Origin of the sequence: Streptomyces sp. NPDC048196, assembly GCF_040652715.1 — a bacterium.
Classification (GTDB): Bacteria; Actinomycetota; Actinomycetes; order Streptomycetales; family Streptomycetaceae; genus Streptomyces; species Streptomyces siderophoricus.
In genome coordinates this window covers 111,298-133,858 of record NZ_JBEZMM010000018.1, presented here as the reverse complement: position 1 = coordinate 133,858, position 22,561 = coordinate 111,298, and the positions used below count along the sequence as shown (strand labels likewise).

Annotated in this window: 18 protein-coding genes and 1 riboswitch; of the genes, 10 read left to right on the top strand and 8 right to left on the bottom strand. The window is 70.7% G+C overall.

The features are described from left to right. Positions 1-496: 496 nt before the first annotated feature. Entirely contained in the window at positions 497-952 is a 456-nt protein-coding gene (locus AB0E02_RS19865; RefSeq protein WP_362141081.1) for a hypothetical protein, read from the bottom strand. 96 nt (positions 953-1,048) lie between these two features. Here AB0E02_RS19865 and AB0E02_RS19860 point away from each other — a divergent pair, with 96 nt between their 5' ends. Next, complete coding sequence (locus tag AB0E02_RS19860) at positions 1,049-2,041, top strand: diacylglycerol kinase family protein (protein ID WP_362141079.1); 993 nt, start codon at positions 1,049-1,051, stop codon at positions 2,039-2,041. A 319-nt stretch (positions 2,042-2,360) separates the two neighbouring features. Beyond that, positions 2,361-2,618, top strand: a complete 258-nt coding sequence (locus AB0E02_RS19855) for a WhiB family transcriptional regulator (RefSeq protein WP_003983230.1) — start codon at positions 2,361-2,363, stop codon at positions 2,616-2,618. A 233-nt stretch (positions 2,619-2,851) separates the two neighbouring features. Here AB0E02_RS19855 and AB0E02_RS19850 read toward each other — a convergent pair whose 3' ends face one another. Continuing rightward, complete coding sequence (locus AB0E02_RS19850; RefSeq protein WP_362141098.1) at positions 2,852-4,324, bottom strand: PAS domain-containing sensor histidine kinase; 1,473 nt, start codon at positions 4,322-4,324, stop codon at positions 2,852-2,854. A gap of 490 nt (positions 4,325-4,814) precedes the next feature. Between AB0E02_RS19850 and AB0E02_RS19845 the strand changes: the two genes are divergently transcribed. Together AB0E02_RS19845 and nagB are read left to right on the top strand one after the other, a co-directional pair. Further along, positions 4,815-5,588, top strand: coding sequence for an SDR family oxidoreductase (locus AB0E02_RS19845; RefSeq protein WP_362141096.1), 774 nt, complete (start codon positions 4,815-4,817; stop codon positions 5,586-5,588). Positions 5,589-5,751: 163 nt separating this feature from the next. Continuing rightward, positions 5,752-6,534 carry a glucosamine-6-phosphate deaminase gene (nagB, locus tag AB0E02_RS19840; RefSeq protein ID WP_362141076.1) on the top strand — a complete coding sequence of 261 codons (783 nt, stop codon included), beginning with the start codon at positions 5,752-5,754 and terminating at the stop codon, positions 6,532-6,534. A 123-nt stretch (positions 6,535-6,657) separates the two neighbouring features. Here the strand turns inward: nagB and AB0E02_RS19835 are convergent, their stop codons facing one another. The 4 genes from AB0E02_RS19835 to AB0E02_RS19820 form a co-directional block, all read right to left on the bottom strand. After that, positions 6,658-8,196, bottom strand: a complete 1,539-nt coding sequence (locus AB0E02_RS19835; RefSeq protein ID WP_362141074.1) for a glycoside hydrolase family 3 protein — start codon at positions 8,194-8,196, stop codon at positions 6,658-6,660. Positions 8,197-8,204: 8 nt separating this feature from the next. Next, the gene (locus tag AB0E02_RS19830; RefSeq protein WP_362141072.1) at positions 8,205-9,044 is read right to left on the bottom strand and encodes a carbohydrate ABC transporter permease; all 840 of its coding nucleotides are present in this window, start codon (positions 9,042-9,044) and stop codon (positions 8,205-8,207) included. Continuing rightward, complete coding sequence (locus AB0E02_RS19825) at positions 9,041-10,057, bottom strand: sugar ABC transporter permease (protein WP_362141070.1); 1,017 nt, start codon at positions 10,055-10,057, stop codon at positions 9,041-9,043. The genes AB0E02_RS19830 and AB0E02_RS19825 overlap by 4 nt, the downstream gene beginning before the upstream one ends. 107 nt (positions 10,058-10,164) lie before the next feature. Then, positions 10,165-11,433, bottom strand: a complete 1,269-nt coding sequence (locus AB0E02_RS19820; protein ID WP_362141068.1) for an extracellular solute-binding protein — start codon at positions 11,431-11,433, stop codon at positions 10,165-10,167. A gap of 241 nt (positions 11,434-11,674) precedes the next feature. Between AB0E02_RS19820 and AB0E02_RS19815 the strand changes: the two genes are divergently transcribed. The 6 genes from AB0E02_RS19815 (at position 11,675) to AB0E02_RS19790 (ending at position 20,577) form a co-directional block, all read left to right on the top strand. Further along, positions 11,675-12,433 carry a GntR family transcriptional regulator gene (locus tag AB0E02_RS19815; RefSeq protein ID WP_362141094.1) on the top strand — a complete coding sequence of 253 codons (759 nt, stop codon included), beginning with the start codon at positions 11,675-11,677 and terminating at the stop codon, positions 12,431-12,433. 154 nt (positions 12,434-12,587) lie between these two features. Further along, positions 12,588-12,845 carry a DUF3311 domain-containing protein gene (locus tag AB0E02_RS19810; protein ID WP_051823365.1) on the top strand — a complete coding sequence of 86 codons (258 nt, stop codon included), beginning with the start codon at positions 12,588-12,590 and terminating at the stop codon, positions 12,843-12,845. Positions 12,846-12,958: 113 nt separating this feature from the next. Continuing rightward, the gene (gene mctP, locus AB0E02_RS19805; RefSeq protein ID WP_362141092.1) at positions 12,959-14,530 is read left to right on the top strand and encodes a monocarboxylate uptake permease MctP; all 1,572 of its coding nucleotides are present in this window, start codon (positions 12,959-12,961) and stop codon (positions 14,528-14,530) included. 212 nt (positions 14,531-14,742) lie between these two features. Then, positions 14,743-14,844: riboswitch (cobalamin riboswitch) on the top strand. A 181-nt stretch (positions 14,845-15,025) separates the two neighbouring features. Next, positions 15,026-17,470, top strand: coding sequence for a ribonucleoside-diphosphate reductase subunit alpha (locus tag AB0E02_RS19800; RefSeq protein ID WP_362141065.1), 2,445 nt, complete (start codon positions 15,026-15,028; stop codon positions 17,468-17,470). Beyond that, positions 17,470-18,489, top strand: coding sequence for a ribonucleotide-diphosphate reductase subunit beta (locus AB0E02_RS19795; RefSeq protein WP_362141063.1), 1,020 nt, complete (start codon positions 17,470-17,472; stop codon positions 18,487-18,489). The genes AB0E02_RS19800 and AB0E02_RS19795 overlap by 1 nt, the downstream gene beginning before the upstream one ends. A 111-nt stretch (positions 18,490-18,600) precedes the next feature. Next, positions 18,601-20,577: a transglycosylase domain-containing protein gene (locus tag AB0E02_RS19790; RefSeq protein ID WP_362141061.1), complete on the top strand. Its 1,977-nt coding sequence runs from the start codon at positions 18,601-18,603 to the stop codon at positions 20,575-20,577. A gap of 89 nt (positions 20,578-20,666) precedes the next feature. On the opposite strand, the gene def is transcribed toward AB0E02_RS19790, so the two are convergent. Together def and AB0E02_RS19780 are read right to left on the bottom strand one after the other, a co-directional pair. After that, positions 20,667-21,296, bottom strand: a complete 630-nt coding sequence (gene def, locus AB0E02_RS19785) for a peptide deformylase (RefSeq protein ID WP_362141059.1) — start codon at positions 21,294-21,296, stop codon at positions 20,667-20,669. A gap of 66 nt (positions 21,297-21,362) precedes the next feature. Next, positions 21,363-22,349, bottom strand: a complete 987-nt coding sequence (locus AB0E02_RS19780) for a hypothetical protein (protein ID WP_362141057.1) — start codon at positions 22,347-22,349, stop codon at positions 21,363-21,365. Positions 22,350-22,561 lie beyond the last annotated feature (212 nt).

The window sequence follows — 22,561 nt, the reverse complement described above, 5'->3', positions numbered from 1 at the left end:
GGGGCCGGTTGTGTGGACGTAAAGCGACAGCAGTCCACACAACCGGCCCCGGAGGCCCGTCACCGCACCCAACAACAACCCAGCTCGCCGCAGGCGCAACGGCGAACACGCCCCGCGACGCCGCAGACGAGTACGTGCGGGGCGCCGCAGGCGCAACGGCGACCAAGCCCCGCGGCGCAGCAGACAGGTACGTGCGGGGGCGCCGCAAGGCGCGCAACGGCGAGACGACCCACGGCGGGACAGACAGCCACGTACGCGGCGCCGCAAAGCGCACAACGGCGACCAACAACCGCGGCGGGACGGCCAGGTACGTGGGAGGCGCCCCAAAGCGCAACGGCGAGACCACCCGCGGCGGGAAAACAGCTACGTGCGGGTACGCCGCAAAGCGCAACGGCGACCAAGCCCCGCGGCGCAGCAGACAGGTACGTGCGGGGGCGCCGCAAAGCGCAACGGCGAACAATCCCCACGGCGGGACAGCCAAGTACGTGGGAAGGCCCTACTCCCGCGGCCCGATCCCCAACGCCTCCGTAGCCGTAGGGTTGACCAGCAGGACGAGGACGACCAGCGCGGCCAGCGCCAGCGCGATGCCGCCCGCGACCAGCGCGCCTCCGCCGTGCACCAGCGTCCAGGCCACCGGCAGGGCGACGATCTGGGTGATCAGTGAGGGGCCCCGGCTCCAGCGGCGGCGCAGCCACAGACCGCGCGCGGCGACCAGCGGCAGCACGGCCAGCGCGAGCACCGTCACCCCGCCCATCTCCGCCTGCTGCGGGCTGTCCGGTGAGCCCGTGAGGCCCATGATCAGCATGTACGTACCGAGGGCGGCCAGGGCGAGGCCCTCGATCCCGGTGAGGGCCGCGGCGGCGCTCAGCCGGGCGGGCCGCGGACCGGCCGGTGCGGGCGCGGCGGGGGCGCCGGCGGCGCGCTTCACGGACTGCTTCTGCTGACTGCTCACCCCAGCAGGGTAGCGCCGGCGGCCCACGCGCCCCGGAACGCCCTGGACGCGGACGGGGCGTGAGCCCGGTACCGGCAGGTAGGTACGCTGCTGCACATGCGCGCTCTCCTCGTGGTCAATCCCGCTGCTACCACCACCAGTGCGCGCACCCGCGAGGTCCTCACGCACGCCCTCGCCAGCGACCTCAAGCTGGAGGTCGCCGAGACCCGGTACCGCGGGCACGCCCGGGATCTTGCCCGGCAGGCCACCGAGGGCGGCGAGACCGAGCTGGTCGTGGCGCTGGGCGGGGACGGCACGGTCAACGAGGTCGTCAACGGCCTGCTGGCGAACGGCCCCGATCCCGAGTCGCACCCCCGGCTGGCGGTGGTCCCCGGCGGTTCCACCAACGTCTTCGCCCGGGCCCTCGGGCTGCCCAACGATGTGGTGGAGGCCACCGGCGCCCTCCTGGACGCGCTGCGCGACGGCAGTGAGCGCACCATCGGTCTGGGGCTCGCCGCGGGCACGCCGGGTACGGAGGACGAGGGCGTTCCGGAGCGCTGGTTCACCTTCTGCGCGGGCTTCGGTTTCGACGCCGGGGTCGTCGGCCGGGTCGAACAGCAGCGGGAACGCGGCAAGCGTTCGACGCATGCCCTGTACATGCGACAGGTCGTACGGCAGTTCCTGGGGGAGGCGAACCGCCGGCAGGGGGTCATCACCCTCGAACGCCCGGGCGGCGAGGACGGCGCGGAGGGGGCGACGGAGATCGTCGAGAACCTCGCGCTGGCCATAATCTGCAACACCGCTCCGTGGTCCTACCTGGGCAACCGTCCGATCTATCCGTCCCCGGACGCCTCGTTCGACACGGCCCTGGATCTGTTCGCACTGAGCAAGCTGTCCCCCTCGGCGGTGGCCCGTTATGCCACGCAGCTGCTCACGTCAACCCCGGAGCGCGGCCCCCATGGCAAGCATGCGCTCTCACTTCACGACCTCACGAACTTCACCTTGCATTCGCAGGTGCCGCTGCCCTTCCAGATGGACGGCGACCACCTGGGGCTGCGCACGAGTGTGACGTTCACAGGCGTTCGCCGTGCACTGCGTGTGATTGTGTGAGCAGTAGGGCCCAAAGTCCTTTCACTCGAACGTTTAGACTGGTTCCCACCCCCTGGAATGACGGCTGTGACCGAGGCGACACCAAGGAATCAAAAAAAAGTTTCCGGAAGGGGTTGTATCCGCAGCCGAGGTTTGCGAGTCTCTTCATGGCGATCGGGACGGCCGCTTTACCGGCCCCCTTGAGAGCCCGAATCCTCCTCCTCATTCCCAGGACCGCACCAGTTCGCAACTGGAGTTCGGCCCTTCCCTTGTTGGGGGATTCGTGAAAGCGTTCACATTCACAAGCAACGATCCCGTCACACGAGGAGATGGAGCAGCCATGGACTGGCGTCACCGCGCCGTTTGCCGCGAGGAAGACCCCGAGCTCTTCTTCCCTATCGGCAACACCGGTCCTGCGCTGCTGCAGATCGAGGAAGCCAAGGCCGTCTGCCGCCGCTGCCCCGTCATGGAGCAGTGCCTGCAGTGGGCGCTTGAGTCCGGCCAGGACTCCGGCGTCTGGGGTGGTCTGAGCGAGGACGAGCGCCGCGCGATGAAGCGCCGTGCAGCTCGCAACCGGGCGCGCAACGCCAGCGCCTGAGCCAGCCGCCCCGTGGCCCCCGAGCCGCAGCGCGCAGTACCCCCGATGCACGCACGGCGCTTAAGAAGCCCGGTCGTTATCGCATCGCAATAGCTTTGAGCCCCGGACCGATCGGTCCGGGGCTTGTTGCTGTTCCGGGCCGCAGCTTGTTGCTGTTCGTGCCCGGCGACGGGCCCGGGCCGGCCACCGCGCCCGGGCCGGCGGGACCTTCCCGGGGCCTCCCCCGGTTCCGCCTAGTGCGGCTTCTCCGGCCGTACCGGGATGTCGAGGAGGACCCGGGTGCCGCGCTCGGGTGCCCGCACCATGTCGAAGGTGCCGCCCAACTCCCCCTCCACCAGGGTCCGTACGATCTGCAGCCCCAGGTTTCCGGCGCGCTGCGGGTCGAAGTCCTCGGGCAGGCCGCGGCCGTTGTCCTGGACGGTGACGATCAGCCGGGGGTCGGTCCGGTTGCCGCCGCGCACCGCGCCCACCTCGACGATGCCCTGCTCGGCCTGGTCGAAGGCGTGCTCCAGGGCGTTCTGCAGGATTTCGGTGAGGACCATCGACAGCGGGGTGGCCACCTCGGCGTCGAGGATCCCGAACCGCCCGGTGCGGCGGGTGGTCACCTTGCCCGGGGAGATCTCCGCGACCATGGCCAGCACCCGGTCGGCGATCTCGTCGAACTGGACCCGTTCGTCGAGGTTCTGGGACAGCGTCTCGTGCACGATCGCGATCGAACCCACCCTGCGCACGGCCTCGTTGAGCGCCTCGCGGCCCTGCTCGGAATCCATCCGGCGGGACTGCAGCCGTAGCAGCGCGGCCACTGTCTGCAAATTGTTCTTCACCCTGTGGTGGATTTCCCGGATGGTCGCGTCCTTGGTGATCAGTTCACGTTCGCGCCGGCGCAGTTCGGTGACGTCCCGCAGCAGCACCAGGGAACCGATATGGGTGCCCTTCGGTTTGAGCGGAATGGCGCGCAATTGAATGACGCCGTCATTGCCTTCGACCTCGAATTCCCGGGGCGCCCAGCCGCTGGCCAGCTTGACCAGGGCCTCGTCCACCGGGCCGCGGGCCGGGGCGAGTTCGGCGGTGGCCTGGCCGAGGTGGTGGCCCACGAGGTCCGCGGCGAGGCCGAGCCGGTGGTAGGCGGAGAGCGCGTTGGGGCTGGCGTACTGGACGACGCCGTCCGCGTCGAGCCGGATCAGCCCGTCGCCGGCGCGCGGGGAGGCGTCCATGTCGACCTGCTGGCCGGGGAACGGAAACGTTCCGGCAGCGATCATCTGGGCGAGGTCGGAGGCGCTCTGGAGGTAGGTGAGCTCCAGCCGGCTGGGGGTGCGGACGGTCAGCAGATTGGTGTTCCGGGCGATCACGCCGAGGACCCGGCCCTCGCGCCGTACCGGGATGGACTCGACCCGGACCGGAACTTCCTCTCGCCACTCCGGGTCGCCCTCGCGTACGATGCGGCCCTCGTCCAAGGCGGAATCCAGCATCGGCCGGCGTCCCCGGGGAACGAGGTGGCCGACCATGTCGTCCTGGTAGGAGGTGGGGCCGGTGTTGGGACGCATCTGGGCGACCGAGACGTAACGGGTGCCGTCGAGCGTCGGGACCCAGAGGACGAGATCGGCGAAGGACAGGTCGGAGAGCAGCTGCCACTCCGAGACCAGCAGGTGGAGCCACTCGAGGTCGGAGTCGCTCAGAGCGGTGTGCTGGCGTACGAGATCGTTCATGGAGGGCACGTCTTGGAGCCTACCGGCGTACGGTATGAGTGTTGTCCCCGCAAGGGCATGGACAAGTGAGAATGGTCTAGTCCAGAATTCAGCAAAGACCTCCGCCCTCCCCGCACAGGAGGACGGAACGAGGCCGGAAGCGCTCTCTGCCCTGACTGCGCCGAGGCCTCCGATCGACCGGTCCCAGGACGGGACGGCGACCCCACCGCACACGGGGGAGCCCACCGTCCGTACGGCGGGGCCGGCCGATGTCAGCTCCGGGCTGCGGTGCCGATGACAGGTTGAGGGTCCTGTCCCGGCGCCGCGGCCCGCGGGTGTTTCCGGGGCCGGTGACGGCCCGGCTCGATGATCCCCATTTCCGTACCGCGCGGCCCGGGATGCGTGCTACCGTCATTCTGGACCGAGCGATACAAAACGCGTCGCCCGGCAGACGGAGCGGTGCGCCCGCGCGGCGGGGGTGCCGGACACGGATGGGGAGGGGCAGATGTCCATGGGTGCGCTCAGCGGCAGGACGGCACTGGTCACCGGCGGCGGCCGGGGGATCGGCCGGGCGATCTCGGAACGGCTGGGGCGGGACGGCGCGCGGGTGGCCGTCCACTACGGCCACGACGAGGCGGCGGCGAAGGAGACGGTCGCGGCGATCGAGGCCGCGGGCGGTACGGCCTTCACCGTCCGGGCGGAGCTGGGCGTGCCGGGGGACGCCGAGGCACTGTGGGCCGCGTTCGACGAGCAGGCCGCGGGGCTGGACGTGCTGGTCAACAACGCCGGGATCAACAAGGCGGTGGACGGAACGCTCAAGGGGGTCGGCACGCTCACCGAGGAGGACTTCGACCGTCTCTTCGCGGTCAACACCAAGGCGCCGTTCTTCGTGGTGCAGCGGGGGCTGTCCCGGCTGCGCGACGGCGGGCGGATCGTCAATGTCTCCACCGGCCTGACCCGCGGCGCCGCGAAGCCGGAGCTGATCGCCTACGCCATGTCCAAGGGGGCGGTCGACGTCTTCACCTCGACCCTCGCCAAGGACCTGGGGCCGCGCGGCATCACGGTCAACGCGGTGGCGCCCGGGGCGGTGGACACCGACATGAACGCCGGCTGGCTGCGGGGCGAGGACAACGCCGCGGCCCGGGAGCGGGTGCGCGGACTGTCACCGCTGGGCCGGGTCGCGGGCGGCGCGGAGATCGCCGACATCGTGGCCTTCCTGGCCTCGGACGACAGCCGGTGGGTGACCGGGCAGTGGATCGACGCGACGGGTGGCGGCCTGCTCTGATGCCGCCTCACCCGCCGGTCACCGTACCGACGGAAAGCCGCCGCCCGCCGTTCCGCGCCGCCACCCGGCCCGGAGGCCTACCCTCTGATAGATTGGTCTATACCACCTCCGTTTACGGACGCTTCAGACCCTTCAGACCCTTCTCCAGAACGGCAGGCCAAGCGTGGAAGTTGTCATCGTTCCGGACGCCACGGCAGGCGGCGAGCTGATCGCGGAGGCCATCGCCACCCTGGTGCGGCGCAAGCCCGATGCGCTGCTGGGGGTGGCCACCGGTTCGACCCCGCTGCCCATCTACCAGGCGCTGGCGGCGAAGGTCAGGGCCGGCGCGGTGGACGCCTCGCGGACCCGGATCTGCCAGCTCGACGAGTACGTCGGGCTGCCGGCCGGGCACCCCGAGTCCTACCGCTCGGTGGTGCTGCGCGAGGTGGTCGAGCCGCTCGGTCTGGACGAGGACGCCTTCATGGGGCCGGACGGTGCGGCCGAGGACGTCCAGGCCGCCTGCGAGGCGTACGACCGGGCGCTGGGCGAGGCCGGCGGGGTGGACCTCCAACTGCTCGGCATCGGCACCGACGGGCACATCGGCTTCAACGAGCCCTGCTCCTCGCTGGCGTCGCGGACCCGCATCAAGACGCTGACCCGGCAGACCCGGGAGGACAACGCCCGGTTCTTCGACAGCCTCGACGAGGTCCCGCACCACGTCATCACCCAGGGCATCGGCACCATCCTGGAGGCCCGGCACCTGGTGCTGCTGGCCACCGGTGAGGGCAAGGCGGACGCGGTGGCCCATGCGGTGGAGGGCCCGGTGGCCGCGCTGGTCCCGGCCTCCGCGCTCCAGCTGCACCCGCACGCCACGGTCGTCGTCGACGAGGCCGCGGCCGGCAAGCTGAAGCTCGCCGACTACTTCCGCGCCACCTACGCGGCGAAGCCGGAGTGGCAGGGCATCTGACCGGCCCGCGGGGCCGCGCCCGCGCACGGACCGGCCGGGGCGTTCCCATGGGGAGCGCCCCGGCCGGTTCGCATCCCGGCCGGTTCGTATCCCGGCCGGTCCGTGTGTCAGCCGGTCCGTGTTTCAGAGGCGTCCGGTGAGGGCCTCGGCCGCGGCCCGGCCGCAGACCCGGGCGGCGCCGTGGGTGGCGAGGTGGAGGGCGCCCCGGGGCGGGGCCTGGGGGACGCCCATTTCGACGACGGCGGTGCCGGGGCGGGCGGCCAGGAGGGCGGCCAGGGCGTCGGCCATCCAGGGGTGGCGGTGGACGTCGCGGACGACGGCCACGATCCGGCGGCCGGCGGCCGCGGTGAGCAGGTCCTCGACCAGTGCCGGGGCCCCGGCCGCGGCGGCGGCGTCCGCGGAGTAGGTGCCGGTGTCGGTGCCCGGCAGCAGGCGGGCCAGTTCGGCGGCGACGCCCCACGGCGTCTCGTCGCCGACCGCGATGTTGGCGAGCGGGGTGAACGCCGCGACGTAGGCGGCGGCGGTGAGCGGTGCGTAGGGCTGCCCGCCCGCGGTGCGGCGCAGGGCGCGCCGGGCGGCGGTGAGGCCGATCCCCGGCGCGGGCGCGGCGCCCTCCCCCGCGCCCGCGTCCCGGGTCCAGCGCGCCAGGGCGCGCACCCGTTCCGCGGCGTCGGCGAGCCGCTCCTCCGGCAGTTCGCCGTCGCGCACCGCCGTCACCAGGGCGTCGCGCAGCCGCAGCACGATGTCCTCGTCGGCGAGGCCGCCGCCCACGCAGATCGCGTCGGCGCCGGCCGCGAGGGCGAGCACGCTGCCGCGTTCGATGCCGTAGGTGGCGGCGATGGCCTGCATCTCCATGCCGTCGGTGACGATCAGGCCGTCGAAGCCGAGGCCGCCCTCGGCGGCGGGGGCGCGCAGCAGGCCGTGCAGGGCGGCCGGGCTGAGCGTGGCGGGGCGGTCGCCGTCCAGGGCGGGCAGCAGGATGTGCGCGCTCATCACGGCGCGGGTGCCGGCCGCGACCGCGGCGCGGAACGGGACGAGTTCGCGCTCCTGGAGGGTGGCCAGGTCGGCGGCGATCCGCGGCAGGTCGAGGTGGGAGTCGACGGCGGTGTCGCCGTGGCCGGGGAAGTGCTTGGTGCAGGCGGCCACGCCGGCGGACTGCAGGCCCTCGACGTAGGCGGCGGTGTGCCGGGCGACCAGGTGCGGGTCGGCGCCGAAGGAGCGGACGCCGATGACCGGGTTGTCCGGGTTGGAGTTGACGTCGGCGGACGGTGCCCAGTTGAGGGTGATGCCGCACTCGGCCAGCCGGCGGCCGAGTTCCCGGGCGACCGCGCGGGTCAGGGCCGGGTCGTCGACGGCGCCCAGCGCGTGGTTGCCGGGGAAGGAGGAGCCGCCGCGCACTTCGAGGCGGGTGACGTCGCCGCCCTCCTCGTCGACGGCGACCAGGACGTCCTCGCGTTCCCGGCGCAACCGGCCGGTCAGGGCGGCCAGTTGGCCGGGGTTCGCCACATTGCGGCCGAAGAGGCCGACCGTGGTCAGGCCCTCGTCGAGTCGGCGCAGCAGCCAGTCGGGGGCAGTGGTGCCGGTGAAGCCGGGCTGGAGGACGGCGAGCGCGTCGCGGGTGAGGGTGTCGGTGGGGCGTACCGGGCGGACGAGAGGTGGCATGGCGTGCGTTATCCCTTCACTGCGCCGGAGGTGAGACCGCCGACCGCCTTGCGTTGCAGGAACAGGAAGAGGACGAGGATCGGGACGGCGAAGAGCGAGGCGGCGGCCATGGTGGCGCCCCAGTCGTCGCCGAACTGGGTCTGGAACTGCGAGAGCCACAGCGGCAGCGTGCCGGTGCCCGGCTCCTTGTTGAGGACCAGCACGAGCGGGAACTCGTTCCAGGCGGTGATGAAGCCGAAGAGGGAGGTGGCCATCAGGCCGGGGGCCAGCAGCGGGAGGACGACCTTGCGGAACGCCTGCCGCCGGGAGCAGCCGTCGACCATCGCGGACTCCTCCAGTTCCCTGGGCACCGCGGCGACGTAGCCGCGCAGCGTCAGCAGGGTGAAGGGCAGCACCATCAGCATGTAGAAGCAGGTGAGCGGGACGAGGCTGTTGAGCAGGTCGGCGTCCCGGACGATCAGGTAGATGGAGATCACCATGACCTCCCAGGGCGCCATCTGGGCGACCATGAAGGTCAGCAGGATGCCGCGGCGGCCCTTGAAGCGCATCCGGGTGAGGGCGAACGCCCCGCAGAGCGCGATGACCAGGGACAGCCCGACGGCCAGGACGGTCACGACGACCGAGTTGCCGGCCAGGGCCCAGAAGTGGGGGGCGGTAACGGCCGTCGCGAAGTGCTCGACGGTGCCGTGGAAGGGGAACCACACCGGGTCCTCGGTGATGATGTCCCGGGTCGGTTTGAAGGCGGTGCTGAACATCCAGTAGACGGGGAAGGCGAAACCGAGGGCGAGCAGGGCCGCGGTGGCGTTGGGCCAGATGCGGCCGGCCGTCGCAAGGGCCGTGCGCTTCACAGCTCGTTCTCCTCTTGCTGTTCCTGCTTGAGCGTCAGACGCAGGTAGTAGGCGGTCATCACGAGCAGCACGGCGATGGTGAGCAGGGAGATCGCGGCGCCCATGCCGAAGTGGAGGTTGCCGACGCCCTCGGTGAAGGCGTAGATCGGCAGGGTTTCGGTGAGCCGGTCCGGGCCGCCCTGGTTGATCGCGAAGATCTGCGGGAACGCCTTGAAGACCCAGATGATCTCCAGGAACGTGGTGGCCAGGAAGAACGGCTTGAGGAAGGGGAAGGTGACGGAGGTGAAGACCTGCCAGGTGCCGGCCCCGTCCATCCGGGCGGCTTCGTAGAGCTCCCGGGGAATGGTCGTGGTGGCCGCGTAGAGGTTGAGGGCCACGAACGGCAGGGACTGCCACACGATCAGCACGGTGATCACGAAGAAGGTCGACAGTTGGGTGCCGACCCAGTCGTAGTGGGCCATGTCGTGCCGGCCGAGCTTGTCGAGCAGCCAGTTGACGACGCCGTAGCGGGAGTCGAAGAGCCACTGGAAGACGGTGGTGGCGGCGACCACCGGCATCGCCCAGGCCAGGACCAGCGCGAGCGACAGGGTCAGCCGCATCTTCTTGCCGAGCCGGGCCAGCAGCAGTCCGATCAGCACGCCCAGGACCATGATCAGGACCACGTTGACCGCGGTGAAGACGACGGTCCGGCCGGTGACCCGCCAGAACTGCTCGCTGCCCAGGACCTCCTGGTAGTTGCCGGTTCCGCGCCAGTCGGTGAGGTGCTGGATGAGCTCCTTCATGTTGAGGTTCTGGAAGGAGAGCAGCAGGTTGCGGACCAGCGGCCAGCCGAGGAAGACGGCGGTGGCGAGCAGGGCGGGCAGCAGGAGGAGGTAGGGGGTGTGACGGGCGGTCCGTCTGCCTGCGGTGCCGCGGGCGGTCCGTCTGCCTGCGGTGCCGCGGGTGGGCGGGGCTCCCCCCTTGCCGGTGCGCGGCGCGGTCTCTTCCCCCGCGGCGTCGAGCTGCACTGCCATGGCCCCTGTTCCCCCTCGTTGTCGCCGGGTTGCCGTGAAGGTCGGTGTGCACCTGCCCACGCGCGTACGGGGCCGGGGACGGCCGGCCCCGTACGCAGCCGGTGTGGTTACTGCTTGGCGAGCCGCGCGTTGATCTCGGACTCGATGTCCTTGGCGGCGTCGGCCGGGGACTTACCGTTCAGCACGGCCGTCATGTAGCTCTTGATGGGGTTCGGGACGTTCTCCACGGCGGCCCATTGCGGAATGAGCGGGGTGGTGCCGCCGGACTTCTGTGCGGCGGGGGCGGCGGCCGCGGCGGCCGGATTCTCCTTGGCGGCGCCGGCCAGGTCGGCGGACTTCGGGGTCCAGCCGGCCTCCTTGACCATCTGCGCGTCGTTGTCCTTGGAGAGTGCGACCTTCAGGAATTCCTTGGCGAGTTCCTGGTTCTTGCCCATTCCGGCGACCGCGAAGTTGGAGCCGCCGAGGAACACTCCCTCGGGCTTGTCGGCGGTCTCGCCCGGAATGGTGAAGAAGCCGATGTCCTGCTTGATGTCCGGGTTGGCCTTGACGGCGGTGGCGGCCTCGTAGCCCATGGCGATGATGGCGCCGGTCTTGCCCTTGGCGAAGATCTCGGCCTGCTGCGGGGTGGCTTCGTCCTTGTTCTTCGGCGCGGTGCTGAAGGACTGGTACTGCCGGTAGATGTCCATGGCCTTGGAGACCTTGGGGTCGCCGAGGTTGGAGACCCACCTGCCGCCCTGCTTCTTCACCAGGTCGGCCCCGGTGCCGATGGTCAGGCCGTCGAAGAAGTACCAGTTCTGGCCGGGCAGGTAGAGCGGTTCGGCGTCGGTCTTCTTCTTGATGGTGTCGAAGTCCTTGAAGAGCTCGGAACGGGTCTTGGGAATTCCCTTGATACCGGCCTTCGCCCAGATCTTCTTGTTGTACATCACCACGCGGTTCCCGGCGTACCACGGCAGCGCGTACTGCTTTCCGTCCACGACCGACGCCTTGTTGAACGCGTCGTTCCAGTCGGCGCCGATGTCCTTCTTGAGGTCACCGAGGTCGGCCAGGGCGCCCGCCTTGGCGTAGGCGGCGGTCTGGGTGTTGCCGATTTCCACGACGTCCGGCGGGGTGTCCTCGGAAAGGGCGGTGCTCAGCTTCTGCTGAATGCCGTTCCACTGCTGGACCTTGAACTCGACGGTGGCGCCGGTCTTCTTCTTGAATTGCTCGGAGACCTGCTTGGACCACTGTGCCGGGTTCGATCCGCTCATCACCCATACGGTCAGCTTCTGGCCCTTGAAGCCGTCCGCCCCCGTCTTCCCGCCGTCGCTGGACCCACAGGCAGCGACACTCACCAGCATTCCCGCGACGGCCGTCGCTGCTATGAGCCCACGCTTCATTGCGCTCTCCCCTAAAGGCCGGGTGTGGTCTTTAATGGTTTAGACCAGTTCCCGCAGCTTGGCCTAGACCTTTTGGGGTGTCAAGGGTGTATAAGAGTCGCTGTCAGGTCCGTTACCGGACCGACATCTGGCGGGCCGGGACCTGCGAGAGGGCGCGGGGAACCCTTCCGTGCCACGATGTGAGCCGCTACGTACGGAGGAGCCGGTGACGGCAGCAGGACAGGGGTCGGAGAGGCGGGTCATGGAGACCGACGGCGGCAGCGCCGAGAGCGCCGGCGGCGCGCGGACCGCGCGCGTGCCCAAGTACTACCGCCTCAAGCGGCACTTGCTGGAGATCACCGAAACCCTGCCGCCCGGCACCCCGGTCCCGCCCGAACGCACCCTCGCCGCGGAGTTCGACACCTCGCGGACCACCGTCCGCCAGGCGCTCCAGGAACTGGTCGTCGAGGGCCGGCTGGAACGCATCCAGGGCAAGGGCACCTTCGTGGCCAAGCCCAAGGTTTCCCAGGCCCTGCAACTGACCTCCTACACGGAGGACATGCGCGCCCAGGGGCTGGAACCGACCTCCCAGCTGCTGGACATCGGCTATGTCACCGCCGACGACCGGCTGGCCGGCCTGCTGGACATCGCGCCCGGCGGGCGGGTGCTGCGCATCGAACGGCTGCGGCTGGCCAGCGGTGAGCCGATGGCGATCGAGACCACCCACCTGTCGGCCAAGCGCTTCCCCGCCCTCCGCCGCAACCTGGTCAAGTACACCTCGCTCTACACCGCGCTGGCCGAGGTCTACGACGTCCGGCTCGCCGAGGCCGAGGAGACCATCGAGACCTCGCTCGCCACCCCGCGCGAGGCCGGGCTGCTGGGCACCGACGTCGGCCTGCCGATGCTGATGCTCTCCCGCCACTCCCTCGACGCCCAGGGGCAGCCGGTGGAGTGGGTGCGCTCGGTCTACCGCGGCGACCGCTACAAGTTCGTCGCCAGGCTGCAGCGCCCCACGGACTGACCGGCACCGGCGGGCGCGGAACTCCCGTGGCCCGCCGCCCTTTTCCCAGCGAAGTGTCCATACCGATATGCGGACACCTAGTGACGCGCGCCACGGCCCTGCCATAGATTTCCAGCCGATTGCACAGGAGACAGCCAGGGACGGAGCCACGCTGATGCCAGAGCCAGCCGAATCACCGACCGGAAGACAGGTCGTCACCCCGACGCGCATAGTGGCCGGACTGTGCCTGCTGGCTCCGTTCGTCTCGATGCTGTGGGTGAGTTCGTACGCCAGGATCGAGCCGACGCTGATCGGGATCCCGTTCTTCTACTGGTACCAGATGGCGTGGGTGCTGATCTCGACGGTACTGACCACCGTCGCGTACAAGCTCGTCCGGCGTGAGCAGCGCCTCCGCAAGGACGGTGGCCGGTGAACGCCCTCGTGACCGCGGCCCCGGCGACCGTCCGGCTGGCCGCCTCCCAGACCCACGGCGTCAACGGCGTCGCGCTCGCCGTCTTCGTCTTCTTCTTCCTGGCCGTGACGGTCATGGGCTTCCTCGCCGCCCGCTGGCGCAAGGCCGAGCAGTCCGCCAACCTGGACGAATGGGGCCTGGGCGGACGCAGCTTCGGCACCTGGATCACGTGGTTCCTGCTCGGTGGCGACCTGTACACCGCGTACACCTTCGTGGCCGTCCCGGCGGCGGTCTACACGGCGGGCGCCTCCGGCTTCTTCGCCGTGCCGTACACGATCCTGGTCTACCCCTTCATCTTCCTCTTCCTGCCCCGCCTGTGGTCGGTCTCGCACAAGCACGGCTACGTCACCACCTCCGACTTCGTCCGCGGCCGCTTCGGCTCCAAGGGCCTGTCGCTGGCGGTGGCGCTCACCGGCATCCTCGCCACGATGCCGTACATCGCGCTGCAACTGGTGGGCATCCAGGCGGTGCTGGACGTCATGGGCATCGGCGGCGGCGAGCACACCAACTGGTTCGTCAAGGACCTCCCGCTGCTGATCGCCTTCGCGGTCCTGGCGGCCTACACCTACTCCTCCGGTCTGCGTGCGCCCGCCCTGATCGCGTTCGTCAAGGACGGCCTGATCTACCTCGTCATCGGCGTGGCGATCATCTACATCCCGATCAAACTGGGCGGCTTCGACAGCATCTTCCACGCGGCGGGCAAGGCGCTCGCGCAGCCCGGCGCCGTCCCCGGCAAACCACGCGGCGAAGTGACCAGCGGCCCCAACGCCCAGTGGGCGTACGCCACGCTGGCCCTCGGCTCGGCCCTGGCGCTGTTCATGTACCCGCACTCGATCACCGCGACGCTGTCCTCGCGCAGCCGCAACGTGATCCGCCGCAACACCACGATCCTGCCGCTCTACTCGCTGATGCTGGGCCTGCTGGCGCTGCTCGGCTTCATGGCGATCAAGGCCGGTACGGACATCCAGGGCAACCCGCAACTCGCCATCCCCCAGCTGTTCGAGGACATGTTCCCCAGCTGGTTCACCGGCGTCGCGTTCGCCGCGATCGGCATCGGCGCCCTCGTCCCGGCGGCCATCATGTCCATCGCGGCCGCCAACCTCTTCACCCGGAACGTCTACAAGGACTTCCTCAAGCAGGACGCCACGCCCGAGCAGGAACACAAGGTCGCCAAGCTGGTCTCCCTGCTGGTCAAGGTCGGCGCCCTGGTCTTCGTCCTCACCATGGACAAGACCGTCGCCATCAACTTCCAGCTGTTGGGCGGCATCTGGATCCTGCAGACCCTGCCGTCCCTGGTCGGCGGCCTGTTCACCCGCTGGTTCCACCGCTGGGCACTCCTGGCGGGCTGGGCGGCCGGCATGCTCTACGGCACGCTCGCGGCGTACGGCGTGGCCACCCCGAAGCAGAAGCACTTCGGCGGCCCCAGCACGGAGATCCCCGGTCTCGGGGAGATCGGCTACATCGGCCTGACCGCGTTCGTCCTGAACGTGGTCGTCGCGGTCGTCCTCACCGTCGTCCTACGGGCCTTCAACGCCCCCGACGGCACGGACGAGACCAGCCCCGCGGACTACACCGCCGACGCGGGCGACAAGGGCGTCCTCACCGACCTCCCACCGGCCACGGCGGGGGCTCCGGCGGGGCACTGAGCCACCCCGCGTCCGACGCCACGGGTCGCTGCCTCCCGCACGGGAGGGAGCGGCCCGTTCCGTTGCCACCGGGCCGGTTCACCCGGTCCCCGGTGGCCCGGAGTCGAGGGTGATGCACTGACAGAGACCGCATGATCACACACGACACACTAGATGTGGGGGTGCGCCCGAGGGGGCACCACCACATGTATGCTCGTCCTCGCTGTCGCCGCAGGGGAACCCGGTGGGAATCCGGGACTGTCCCGCAACGGTGTACGAGCGCACCCGCCCGCCTTTGTCGACGGGCCGCCGTGCGCCCGGAAGTCCGAGGACCTGCCGACGGCACGCCCGCACCGCCATCGGTGCGGACGTCGATACGTCCGGGCCCCGAGGGAGGGCCGGTGGACGCCGCGCGGTGTGCCCGCGCACCCCTGACCTGACGGGGTGCCGCATGCCCGCGTGCGCCCGTCGCGCCCGTGCCCCTCCCGGCCCCCGCCGAGTGAGGGAGAGCATCACGTGACCATCGCGCCAACGGAACCCGCGTCAGACGCCGAGGTCGTGCCGCCCGCGGTGACCACGCCGCCCGCCTCCGACGGTCCGGGCGTCGCCCTGCTGCGCACCCTCACCGACCTGACCGCGGACCTCACCGCGACCGACCCCGGCAAGGTCGCCGCCGCCGCCCTGCGCGGCCGGCACGCGGGTTCCGACGAGGCCGAGCTGCGCGCGCTGGCCACCGAGGCCGCGGCCGGCCTGATCGGTGACGAGCCGGAGTACTCCAAGCTCGCCGCGCGGCTGCTCACCCTCGCGATCTCGGAGGAGGCGGCCGAACAGGGGGCGGTCGCCTTCTCCGCCTCCATCGAGGTCGGCCACCGCGAGGGCCTGATCGCCGACGAGACCGCGGAGTTCGTCCGTACGCACGCCGCACGGCTGGACGCGCTGGTCGAGCAGGCGCTCGCGGACGGCGCCGACGACCGCTTCGGCTACTTCGGCCTGCGCACCCTGCACTCCCGCTACCTGCTGCGGCACCCCACCACCCGTCAGGTGATCGAGACGCCCCAGCACTTCCTGCTGCGGGTGGCCTGCGGCCTCGCGGAGGCCGCCGATTCGCCCGAGGCCACCGAGCGGGCGCTGGTGGACGTCGCCGAGCTGTACCGCCTCACCAGCTCGCTGTCGTACCTCCCCTCCTCCCCCACCCTCTTCAACTCCGGTACCCGCCACCCCCAGATGTCGTCCTGCTACCTGCTGGACTCCCCGCTGGACGAGCTGGACTCGATCTACGACCGGTACCACCAGGTCGCCCGGCTCTCCAAGCACGCCGGCGGCATCGGACTGTCCTACTCCCGCATCCGGGCCCGCGGTTCGCTGATCCGCGGCACCAACGGGCACTCCAACGGCATCGTGCCGTTCCTGCGCACGCTGGACGCCTCGGTCGCGGCGGTGAACCAGGGCGGCCGGCGCAAGGGCGCGGCCTGTGTCTACCTGGAGACCTGGCACGCGGACATCGAGGAGTTCCTGGAGCTCCGCGACAACACCGGTGAAGAGGCCCGCCGTACGCACAACCTGAACCTCGCGCACTGGATCCCGGACGAGTTCATGCGCCGGGTGGAGGCGGACACCGACTGGTCGCTGTTCTCGCCCTCCGACGTCCCCGAGCTGGTGGACCTGTGGGGCGAGGAGTTCGACGCCGCGTACCGCAAGGCCGAGGCCGAGGGCCGGGCGCTCAAGCAGATCCCGGCCCGGGTGCTGTACTCCCGCATGATGCGCACCCTGGCGCAGACCGGCAACGGCTGGATGACGTTCAAGGACGCCGCCAACCGCACCGCCAACCAGACCGCCGAGCCCGGCAAGGTCGTGCACTCCTCCAACCTGTGCACGGAGATCCTGGAGGTGACCGACGACGGGGAGACCGCGGTCTGCAACCTCGGGTCGGTCAACCTCGCCGCCCACCTGGGCAACGAGGCCAACGGCTGGGAGGAGGCGATGGACTGGGAGCGGCTGGACGCCACGGTCCGTACGGCCGTCACCTTCCTCGACCGCGTCGTGGACATCAACTTCTACCCCACCGAGCAGGCCGCCGCCTCCAACTCCCGCTGGCGTCCGGTCGGTCTGGGCCTGATGGGTCTGCAGGACGTCTTCTTCCGGCTGCGGTTGCCCTTCGACTCCCCCGAGGCGAAGGAGCTGTCCACCCGTATCTCCGAGCGGATCATGCTCGCCGCCTACGAGGCGTCCGCCGACCTCGCCGAGCGGCACGGCCCGCACCCGGCCTGGTCCGCGACCCGTACCGCCCGCGGCGTGCTGCACCCCGACCACTACCCGGACGCCGAGCCGCGCTGGGCGGACCGCTGGGCCGCGCTGCGCGCCCGGATCGCGAAGACCGGGATGCGCAACTCCCTGCTCCTCGCGATCGCGCCGACCGCGACCATCGCCTCCATCGCCGGCGTGTACGAGTGCATCGAGCCGCAGGTGTCCAACCTCTTCAAGCGCGAGACGCTGAGCGGTGAGTTCCTGCAGGTCAACGCCTACCTGATCGAGGAGCTCAAGGCCCTGGGGCTGTGGGACGCGCGGACCCGGGACGCGCTGCGCGAGGCGAACGGCTCGGTGCAGGACGTGGCGTGGATCCCCGAGCGGATCCGGGCGCTCTACCGCACCGCCTGGGAGATCCCGCAGCGCGCCCTGATCGACATGGCCGCGGCCCGTACGCCGTACCTCGACCAGAGCCAGTCGCTGAACCTCTTCATGGCGTCGCCGACCATCGGCAAGCTCAGCTCGATGTACGCGTACGCCTGGAAGCGCGGCATCAAGACCACGTACTACCTGCGGTCGCGCCCGGCGACGCGGATCGCGCAGTCGGCGCGCGCCGCGTCCGTCCCCGCCCAGCAAGCGCCGCAACTGCCGGTGACCGACCCCGAGGCGGTCGCCTGCTCCCTGGAAAACCCCGAGTCCTGCGAGGCCTGCCAGTAATGACCACCGAAACACGCACCAAGAACCTCCTCGACCCGGGCTTCGAACTCACCCTGCGGCCCATGCGGTACCCGGAGTTCTACGACCGCTACCGCGACGCGATCAAGAACACCTGGACCGTGGAGGAGGTCGACCTCCACTCCGACGTGGCCGACCTCGCCAAGCTCTCGCCCGGCGAGCAGCACATGATCGGCCGGCTGGTCGCGTTCTTCGCGACCGGTGACTCGATCGTCGCCAACAACCTGGTCCTGACGCTGTACAAGCACATCAACTCCCCCGAGGCACGGCTGTATCTGAGCCGTCAGCTCTTCGAGGAGGCGGTGCACGTCCAGTTCTATCTGACGCTGCTGGACACCTATCTGCCCGATCCGGAGGACCGCGCCGCCGCCTTCGCCGCGGTGGAGAACATTCCCTCCATCCGGGAGAAGGCCCAGTTCTGCTTCAAGTGGATGGACCACGTCGAGCAGATCGAGCGGCTGGAGACCAGGGAGGACCGCCGTCGCTTCCTCCTCAACCTCATCTGCTTCGCGGCGTGCATCGAGGGCCTGTTCTTCTACGGCGCCTTCGCCTACGTCTACTGGTTCCGCTCGCGCGGGCTGCTGCACGGCCTGGCCACCGGCACCAACTGGGTCTTCCGCGACGAGTCCATGCACATGGAGTTCGCGTTCTCGGTGGTGGACACGGTCCGCGAGGAGGAGCCCGACCTCTTCGACGACAAGCTGGAGCTGCAGGTCACCGAGATGCTGAAGGAGGCCGTCGAGGCCGAGCTGCAGTTCGGCCGTGACCTGTGCGGCGACGGCCTGCCGGGGATGAACACCGAGTCGATGCGCGAGTACCTGCAGTGCGTCGCGGACCAGCGTCTGCAGCGGCTCGGCTTCGCGCCCGTGTACGGCTCGGAGAACCCGTTCTCCTTCATGGAGTTGCAGAACGTCCAGGAGCTGACCAACTTCTTCGAGCGCCGGGCCTCGGCCTACCAGGTCGCCGTCGAGGGCTCGGTCTCCTTCGACGACGACTTCTAGGCCGGCGCCCCGACGTCCTTGCCGGCGGCGCCCGTTCACCCCGGTCACCTGCGATTGTGAGCGTTCTGTTACCTCGGCAACCAGCGCCGAGGACGCCACATCTATCCGGGTATGAAGGGCACGAAGGGGCGTCGCCGGTTCATCGACTATCCGCGCCGGGGACGCGAGGGGCTGCGCCGATGGCTGCCGTCATGGCGGCTGTGGCTCGGCACCCTCGCGTTCGGCATCCTCTCCCTGGCGGGGTTGTTCGCGTTCGTGTACGCGAAGATCGACATACCGGACGAGAACGAGCTCGCCGGTAAGGAGGCCACCGTCTACTACTGGGCGGACGGCAGCCAGATGGTGAGCGTGGGCGCCGTCAACCGGCAGAACATCACCCTCGACAAGGTCCCCGAGTCGGTCGAGAACGCGGTGATCTCCGCGGAGAACGCCACGTTCTACAGCGACCCCGGGGTGTCCGTCCAGGGAATCGCCCGGGCCCTGGTGAACATGGTCTCCGGCGAGGAGACCCAGGGCGGCTCCACCATCACCCAGCAGTACGTGAAGAACACCTATCTCTCGCAGGACCAGACGGTCACCCGCAAGCTGCGGGAATTCATCATCGCGCTGAAGGTGAGCAACCAGAAGTCCAAGCGCGACATCCTCCGCGGCTATCTCAACACCAGCTGGTTCGGCCGCGGTTCGTACGGCATCCAGGCCGCCGCCCACGCGTACTACGGCATCGACGCCAAGAACCTCAGTCCCAGCCAGGGCGCCCTGCTGGCGGCCACGCTGAAGGGTGCCGACCAGTACGACCCGGGGCTGAGCGAGGCCAACCACCGGCGGGCGGTGGCACGCTGGCGGTGGATCCTCGACCGGCAGGTCGCCACCGGCAAGATGAGCGAGCAGGAACGGGCGAAGTACCGCACCTTCCCCGAGCCCCGGCCGCCGTCGAAGCCCACCAGCCAGGCCGGCCAGATCGGCTACCTCGTCGACGTCGCCAACAAATTCATCAAGGCCGACACCGGGCTCACCGACAAGGACCTGGCGCGCGGCGGCTACCGCATCCACACCACCTTCGACAGGAACCGCACCCGCCGCCTGGAGAAGGCCGTGAACACCGTCCGCCGGGAGAACCTCGACCCGAAGGAGCGGACCGCCGACACCTTCGTGGAATTCGGGGCGGCCTCGGTGCGCCCCCGGGACGGCGCGATCGTCGCGCTCTACGGCGGTGCCGACGCCACCCGGCACTTCAGCAACAACGCGGACACCACGGCGGTCCCGGCCGGCTCGGCCTTCAAACCGTTCGTGCTCGCCGCCGCCCTCCAGCAGCAGGTCGACGCCACCGTGCCGCCCACCGACCGCCCCGAGGGGGCCGGCCGGGCCGTTCCGGTGGACTGGCGGCCGGACCAGGCCGCAGTGGACCTCGGCAGCGCCCTGGTGCAGGCCAAGAACCCGCCGTTCGTCCAGGCCGGGCAGCGGATCGGGCTGGCCCGGATCCGGGACCTCGCGGTGGCCGCCGGGCTGCGCAAGGAGAGCATGGCGCGCCTGGAGCAGACCTTCCCGCTCGGCACCTCGGCGCCCAGCGCGATACGGATGGCGAGCGCCTACACCACGTTCGCCAACGGCGGGCTGCACGCCGATCCGTACGCGGTGTCGTCCATGACGCACGACGGCCGCACGGTCCCCGGCTTCGAGCGGACGGTGCCCCAGCAGGTCCTCGACGCCGGGGTCGCCCAGCAGGTGACCGGCGCCCTGGAGGGCGTGGGATGGCGCACGCTGGGGCTGCCGGATGCCAAGCCGGCCGGGCCGCCGGTGGCGGCCGGCCGTACCGAGCCGGGTGACCGGATGAAGTCGGCGTGGTTCATCGGCAGCCCGGCGCCCGCCCCGGTCGGCACCGGTCCCGGCACCGGCGGCGGGACCTGGGGCGGCGTCCGTCCCGGCGCCACGCCGGGCGCCGGTGACGAGCCGACCACCGCCGTCACCATGTTCCGCAACCAGCCCGGTGCGCCCCAACTGCTGGGCCTGCAGGGCGTCGGCGGCCCCCGCACCGGTCTGGGGACGTCCCTGCCGCCGAAGGTCTGGAGCGCCTACCAGGACGCCTCGTAGACCGGCCGCCAGGAGACCCCACCGACGCGCGCGGGCGCCCGCCCCCACCGGGGACGGGCGCCCGCGCGCGTCGGTGGTCCCGCGCCCGCTCAGTCGTTGGCGACCACGGGGTAGCGCGGCTCCCGCTCGGCCATCTGCCGCAGCGCGTCCTTGCGCTCCCGCTTGGAGAGCCGGTCGATGTAGAGGTAGCCGTAGAGGTGGTCGGTCTCGTGCTGGAGGCAGCGCGCGAAGTAGCCGGTGCCCTGCACGGCGATCGGTTCGCCCTTGGCGTTCTGGCCGCGCACCACCGCGTAGTCGGGGCGGGCCAGCTCGGCGTACGCACCGGGCACGGACAGGCAGCCCTCGTTGGAGTCGTCCAGCACCCGGCGCTCGGCGGGCAGCTCGTCCAGGACCGGGTTGCAGACCGCGCCGACGTGCCGGACGCCCTCGTCGTCCAGGCAGTCGTAGACGAAGACCTTCAGGTCCACACCGATCTGGTTGGCGGCCAGGCCCACCCCCTCGGCGGTGCGCTGGCTGGCGAACATGTCGTCGATCAGCTGGGCCAGGTTGTCGTCGAACTCCGTGACGTCCTTGCACTCCTTGTGGAGCACCGGGTTGCCGACCACGGTGATCGGGCGGGAGGTGCCGCGCTCCCGGTGGGCGGTCTCGCGCTCCTCGCAGTCCTCCGTGTCGACGATGAACTCGACGCTCTCCTGCTGATCACTGTCCTGCTGGGCCATCTCCGCCGTACGCCTTCCTCAAAACCCTGATGGGACGCCCTACAGCCTACGGGGGCGGCCCGGCGCTCAGCAGACCTCTTCCAGATCACGCCATTCGCGGGTGTCCGGGCTGTCCGCGACCCAGCCGTCGAGCAGCCCGCGGACCAGCGCGGACGGTGCCGCGATACCGCATTCGCGCTCCGGCACCCACAGCGAGCCGGAGCCCGCGGTGCGGTGGCCCAGCGGGCCGGGGTGGCCCGGTTCGCTGTGGTCGTGCGGGTCCAGGTGCTCGCCGTCCCCCTCGTCGCTGGGCATCCGGCTCTCCGAGCACGTGCGGCACAGCAGGCGTACGGAGGACGACCAGTCCTCGGCGGCGAAGCCGGCGTCGGCCGCCAGCCGCTCCAGGGCGTCCCGGTCCGCCTCGGTGGCGGCCTCCAGGAGCACCACCCAGGTGGGGACCGGGGAGGGCGCCCACAGCTCGATCTCGTCGAAGACCGGGTACGCCTGCCCGTCGGACGTCGTCCGCTCGCCGTGCGGGACGCCGTCGTGCAGCACGACCTCGCCCCAGCGCCGCCCGGAGGACGGCAGCGGGATCGACAGCACCTCGATGCGGGCCGGGTCCAGCCGGCGGCCCCAGACCACCTCGGCCTCGCCCTCCGGGGAGAGCCGGACCGCGGCGCTGCCCAGGGCCATCCCGACCGGTTCGCCGGACGGCGAGCCCTCACCGGGGACCTTCAGGCCGTACGCCTGCCAGGCCCGGCGGGCCAGCGGCCAGTCCTGGAGGGCGGTGGCGGCGATGCCGACGTTCCACCAGTCGGGCGCACCGGTCTCGCGGTCGAGCAGCGCCACCGCGCGCAGACCGGCGGCCCGGGCCTGCTCCCAGTCGTGCCGGAACTTGTGCAGCAGGGCGAGGTTGAACCAGGACTCCGACAGCCACGGCTCCATGTCCGCGGCCCTGGTCAGCAACGCCCCCGCGTCGTCGTAACGGCCGTCACCGATCAGCGTGAAAGCGCGGTCGGTCGCCTGCCGCCACGAGGCGGAGGGCCGGTGCCGTACCTTGCCGAAGATCCTCACGATTCCCGCCTGCTGGTTGCTCTCGATGCCGCCGGGGGGTCTCCCGGGCGGCTCCCGGGGCCCTTCCGGGGGGCCCACTCGACAACCTGCCACAGATTGCCGTCGGGCTCAGCCTGGTTTGCTGCTCCCCCTGCGGCTGATGCCCTTCACCGACCCCCTGAACCCCCTGGGACTCTCCTCACAGGGGCTTCCTTCGCATCCAACCATGCCCG

Bases quoted from the DNA above. Each gene is read 5' to 3' on its own strand.
- AB0E02_RS19815 (WP_362141094.1), top strand. From the start codon at position 11,675: ATGGAGACCGACGGCGGCAGCGCCGAGAGCGCCGGCGGCGCGCGGACC.
- AB0E02_RS19795 (WP_362141063.1), top strand. From the start codon at position 17,470: ATGACCACCGAAACACGCACCAAGAACCTCCTCGACCCGGGCTTCGAA.
- mctP (WP_362141092.1), top strand. From the start codon at position 12,959: ATGGGCTTCCTCGCCGCCCGCTGGCGCAAGGCCGAGCAGTCCGCCAAC.
- def (WP_362141059.1), bottom strand. From the start codon at position 21,296: ATGGCCCAGCAGGACAGTGATCAGCAGGAGAGCGTCGAGTTCATCGTC.
- AB0E02_RS19855 (WP_003983230.1), top strand. From the start codon at position 2,361: ATGGACTGGCGTCACCGCGCCGTTTGCCGCGAGGAAGACCCCGAGCTC.
- AB0E02_RS19850 (WP_362141098.1), bottom strand. From the start codon at position 4,324: ATGAACGATCTCGTACGCCAGCACACCGCTCTGAGCGACTCCGACCTC.
- AB0E02_RS19845 (WP_362141096.1), top strand. From the start codon at position 4,815: ATGGGTGCGCTCAGCGGCAGGACGGCACTGGTCACCGGCGGCGGCCGG.
- AB0E02_RS19835 (WP_362141074.1), bottom strand. From the start codon at position 8,196: ATGCCACCTCTCGTCCGCCCGGTACGCCCCACCGACACCCTCACCCGC.
- AB0E02_RS19810 (WP_051823365.1), top strand. From the start codon at position 12,588: ATGCCAGAGCCAGCCGAATCACCGACCGGAAGACAGGTCGTCACCCCG.
- AB0E02_RS19820 (WP_362141068.1), bottom strand. From the start codon at position 11,433: ATGAAGCGTGGGCTCATAGCAGCGACGGCCGTCGCGGGAATGCTGGTG.
- AB0E02_RS19860 (WP_362141079.1), top strand. From the start codon at position 1,049: ATGCGCGCTCTCCTCGTGGTCAATCCCGCTGCTACCACCACCAGTGCG.
- AB0E02_RS19790 (WP_362141061.1), top strand. From the start codon at position 18,601: ATGAAGGGCACGAAGGGGCGTCGCCGGTTCATCGACTATCCGCGCCGG.
- AB0E02_RS19825 (WP_362141070.1), bottom strand. From the start codon at position 10,057: ATGGCAGTGCAGCTCGACGCCGCGGGGGAAGAGACCGCGCCGCGCACC.